The sequence below is a fragment of the Pseudomonas sp. 18.1.10 genome, assembly GCF_024655625.1.
Classification (GTDB): domain Bacteria; phylum Pseudomonadota; class Gammaproteobacteria; order Pseudomonadales; family Pseudomonadaceae; genus Aquipseudomonas.
Genome location: NZ_JANLGL010000338.1, coordinates 1 through 4203, shown reverse-complemented (window position 1 = coordinate 4203; position 4203 = coordinate 1). Strand labels below are relative to the sequence as shown.

Sequence of the window (4203 nt, the reverse complement as noted above, 5' to 3'; positions counted from 1 at the left end):
AGCGGTGGATCAGTTGATAAATGTGTATCTGATGCAACGCTTTCGCGAGCAAGCCCGCTCCCACACAAGCCCATTCCAACCTATGGATGTGTGCCGGCCTGAAAGGTGTTTTTCAGGCAAAAAAAAAGCGGTACACCGACCAAGTGCACCGCCAAAAATGCCGTTAAGCACAGCAACAACGATTCGATAAATCAGTCCAGCAGCGCCAGCGCCTCGGCGGTGACTTCCTGGATACGTGCCCAGTCGCCGTTCTTGATCCACTCGGGATCAAGCATCCAGCTACCGCCCACGCACATCACGTTTTTCAACGCCATGTAGCTCTTGATGTTGGCTGGGCCAACGCCGCCAGTCGGGCAGAATTTCACTTCGCCGAACGGGCCGCCGAGGGCCTTGATCGCCGCGACGCCGCCACTGACTTCCGCCGGAAACAGCTTGAAGCGGCGATAACCCAGGCCATAACCTTCCATGATCCCGGACGCATTGCTGATGCCCGGCAGCAGCGGGATCGGGCTGTGGACCGAGGCTTCCAGCAGGTCGCGGGTGATGCCTGGGGTGACGATAAACTGCGAACCGGCCACTTCCGCCGCTTCGAGCATATGGCGATCCAGCACGGTGCCAGCACCGGTGCAGAGTTCCGGGCGTTGCTCGCGCAGGACCTGAATGGCCTTGAGGCCGAACTCGGAACGCAGGGTCACTTCCAATGCGGTCAAACCACCGGCTGCCAGGGCATCGGCCAGCGGCAGGATGTCCTGTTCGCGGGCGATGGTAATCACCGGCAGGATCCGCGCCTTGGCGCAGAGGCTGTCGATCAAGGCAACTTTATCCGCCATGGACACGGTCGGTTGAGGGCTTTTCATAGCGGCTGATCCTTGGCTCATGGGCACCAGTAAATCTCTAATGTAGGTTGCAAAAACGCGCGAATCGGCATGGCAGCAACGTCGTCACTGGCCAGCGCGGCGCTCAAGGTGGTCAATTTCGAACTGCCGGAAATCGACAGCACGGTGTAGGTCGCCGTGGCCAGCAGTGCGCGACTCATGGTCAGGCGCTGGTGCGGCACGGTCGGCGCCAGCATCGGCCAGCAACGGCGGGTACCGTCGGGCTTCAAGGCTTCGGCCAGGTTCGGGCTGTTGGGGAACAGCGACGCGGTGTGACCGTCATCGCCCATGCCCAGCACCAGCACGTCAATCGCCGGCAACTCAGCCAGCAGGCGATCGGCCTGCTCGGCAGCGTCTTCAAGGTTGGCCGCAGCGCTGTAGAGGCTGAGGAACTTGGCCTTGGCCGCCGGGCCTTGCAGCAGGTGCTGCTTCAACAGGCCGGCGTTGCTGTCAGCGTGTTCCACCGGCACCCAGCGTTCGTCGGCCAGGGTGATGGTCACCTTGGACCAGTCCAGGCCCTGCTTGGCCAGGTGCTGGAAAAACGCCACGGGGCTACGGCCACCGGACACCACCAACGTCGCTTCGCCACGGGCACTGATGGCCGCGCGCAATTGCTCGGCCACGTCATTGGCCAGGCCTTCCGCCAACAGCACCGGCGTGCGGTACTCATGGGGCGTGACGCCCTGGGGCAGTTTCAACTCAGATATCGCCATACCACGACCTCCCATCCCGCGTAATCAGTGCAATGGAGCTCATCGGCCCCCACGAACCCGCCGCGTACGGCTTGGGTGCATCGCCGGACTTTTTCCAACCGGCGATCAACTGGTCACACCACTTCCACGCGGCTTCGATTTCATCTTTGCGCACAAACAGGTTCTGGTTGCCGCGCATCACTTCCAACAACAACCGCTCGTAGGCATCGGGAATCCGTGCGCTGCGATAGGTGTCGGAAAAATTCAGTTGCAGCGGGCCGCTGCGCAGTTGCATGCCCTTGTCCAGGCCTTGCTCCTTGGTCATCACGCGCAAGGAAATGCCTTCGTCCGGCTGCAGGCGGATAATCAGTTTGTTGCTGATCTGCAAGCGCTGCTCGGGGGCGAAGATGTAGTGGGACGGTTCCTTGAAGTGGATAACGATCTGCGACAGCTTTTGCGGCATGCGCTTGCCGGTCCGCAGGTAGAACGGCACGCCGGCCCAGCGCCAGTTGCGGATATCGGCACGCAGGGCGACGAAGGTTTCGGTGTCGCTCTGGGTGTTGGAATTCTCTTCTTCCAGGTAACCCGGCACCGGCTTGCCCGCGCTGTAGCCGGCGATGTACTGGCCGCGCACCACCTGGGTGGTCAGGCCTTCCGGGCTGATGGGCGCCAGGGCCTTGAGCACCTTGACCTTCTCGTCACGGATACTGTCGGCGGACAAGTCGGCCGGCGGGTCCATGGCGATCAGGCAAAGCAGTTGCAGCAGGTGGTTCTGGATCATGTCCCGCAGCTGGCCGGCCTTGTCGAAATAGCCCCAGCGGCCTTCGATACCAACTTGCTCGGCCACGGTGATTTCCACGTGGGAGATGTAGTTCTGGTTCCACTGGGTTTCGAACAGGCTGTTGGCGAAACGCAGGGCGATCAGGTTCTGGACGGTTTCCTTGCCCAGGTAGTGGTCGATGCGGTAGGTGCGGTTCTCCGGGAAGAACTGCGCCACGGCGTCGTTGACCTTGCGCGAGGACTCCAGGTCGGAACCGATGGGCTTTTCCAACACGACGCGGGTGTTTTCCGCCAGGCCAGCCTTGGCCAGGTTTTCGCAGATCGCGCCGTACACGGCTGCCGGGGTGGCGAAGTAGGCGATCAGGCGTTGCTCGCTGCCGACTTTTTCCGCCAGGGCGACATAGTCGTCGGCGTTCTTGAAATCGACGTGGACGTAGGTCAGGCGCGCCAGGAAACGCTGGGCGATGGTTTCGTCCAGTTCCTTGCCAACGTAGCTGCGCAGTTCTTTTTCGATATGGGCCAGGTGCTGTTGCTCGGTCCCGGCTTCACGGGCCAGGGCCAGGATGCGCGTGTCGTCGTGCAAGAGCCCGGCGCCATCGAGTTGATAGAGGGCAGGAAATAACTTGCGCAGCGCCAGATCACCCAAGGCGCCAAACAGGGCAAAGGTGCAGGGTTCTACGGTTATCGAAGGCATGATGTTTGTTCTTTTATCAAGTTAAGCTACAAATACCTTTTTTCAAGGCATCACTCAAGGAAAAATGTAGTAATAACCACAACATTTTCCCGAAATACGCATTCCGAGTGGTGGTGTTCAGCTACCCTCAGTAGGATAGGCCACCGCAAAAGGCCGCTCGTCGATTGCTTGCCACCTTTTATTTGCATCGTCGCCCGAAGGAAAGACTGAATGGACCGCGTGCGAAATCTTCTGGAACAGATCCGGAACCGCCTCGAAGAATTGAACAAGGCCGAGAAAAAAGTCGCCGAGGTCATCCTGCTCAACCCACAGCAGGCGACCCGCTTCTCTATCGCAGCCCTCGCCCAAGCCGCCTCGGTCAGTGAGCCGACGGTCAACCGCTTCTGCCGCTCGTTCGGCGTCAGCGGCTACCCTGAACTGAAACTGCAACTGGCGCAAAGCCTGGCCAGTGGCGCGGCCTATGTCAGCCGCGCCGTGGAAGCCGATGATAACCCTGAGGCCTACACCCAGAAGATTTTTGGCAGCGCCATTGCCTCCCTGGACAGCGCTTGCCAGGCGCTGGACCCGAACCTTATCAGCAAGGCCGTGGACCTGTTGATCCAGGCGCGGCAGATCCACTTCTTCGGCCTTGGCGCTTCGGCGCCGGTGGCCATGGATGCGCTGCACAAGTTCTTCCGCTTCAACCTGTCGGTCACCGCCCACGCAGACGTGCTGATGCAGCGCATGATCGCGTCGGTGGCGCACACGGGCGAGCTGTTCGTGATTATTTCCTACACCGGGCGTACCCGCGAGTTGGTGGAAGTGGCGCGTATCGCCCGGAGCAATGGCGCTTCGGTGCTGGGTGTGACTGCCGAGAACTCACCGCTGGCCAAGGCCAGTACGGTGAGCCTGAATATTCCGTTGCCGGAAGATACCGACATCTACATGCCGATGACCTCGCGGATCATTCAGTTGACGGTGCTGGATGTGCTGGCGACCGGCATGACCTTGCGCCGTGGCGTGGATTTCCAGCCGCATCTGCGCAAGATCAAAGAGAGCTTGAATGACAGCCGGTATCCGGTGGGGGATGAGTTCAACTAGGCCTGGGATCTCGACCAGCAGGACCGGCCTCTTCGCGAGCAAGCCCGCTCCCACATTCGACCGCATTCTCATGCTGGAACTC

General features: G+C 60.6%; 5 protein-coding genes. 2 read left to right on the top strand and 3 right to left on the bottom strand.

Annotated elements, in window-relative coordinates; genetic code table 11:
• The coding region (locus tag NUV89_RS28150) for a hypothetical protein (RefSeq protein ID WP_257783890.1) at window positions 1-190 on the top strand (190 nt) is incomplete at its 5' end.
• 1 nt (window position 191) lies between these two features.
• On the opposite strand, the gene NUV89_RS28145 is transcribed toward NUV89_RS28150, so the two are convergent.
• The 3 genes from NUV89_RS28145 to zwf are packed head-to-tail and all read right to left on the bottom strand — an operon-like array spanning window position 192 to window position 3041.
• Window positions 192-857, bottom strand: coding sequence for a bifunctional 4-hydroxy-2-oxoglutarate aldolase/2-dehydro-3-deoxy-phosphogluconate aldolase (locus tag NUV89_RS28145; protein ID WP_017735662.1), 666 nt, complete (start codon window positions 855-857; stop codon window positions 192-194).
• 17 nt (window positions 858-874) lie between these two features.
• Window positions 875-1588: a 6-phosphogluconolactonase gene (gene pgl, locus NUV89_RS28140; protein WP_257783889.1), complete on the bottom strand. Its 714-nt coding sequence runs from the start codon at window positions 1586-1588 to the stop codon at window positions 875-877.
• Window positions 1575-3041, bottom strand: coding sequence for a glucose-6-phosphate dehydrogenase (gene zwf, locus NUV89_RS28135; protein ID WP_257783888.1), 1467 nt, complete (start codon window positions 3039-3041; stop codon window positions 1575-1577). Before zwf ends, pgl begins: the two co-directional genes overlap by 14 nt.
• Before the next feature lie 219 nt (window positions 3042-3260).
• On the opposite strand from zwf, the gene NUV89_RS28130 reads away from it, so the two are divergent.
• Complete coding sequence (locus NUV89_RS28130) at window positions 3261-4121, top strand: MurR/RpiR family transcriptional regulator (protein ID WP_177325322.1); 861 nt, start codon at window positions 3261-3263, stop codon at window positions 4119-4121.
• The last annotated feature ends 82 nt before the right edge of the window (window positions 4122-4203 follow it).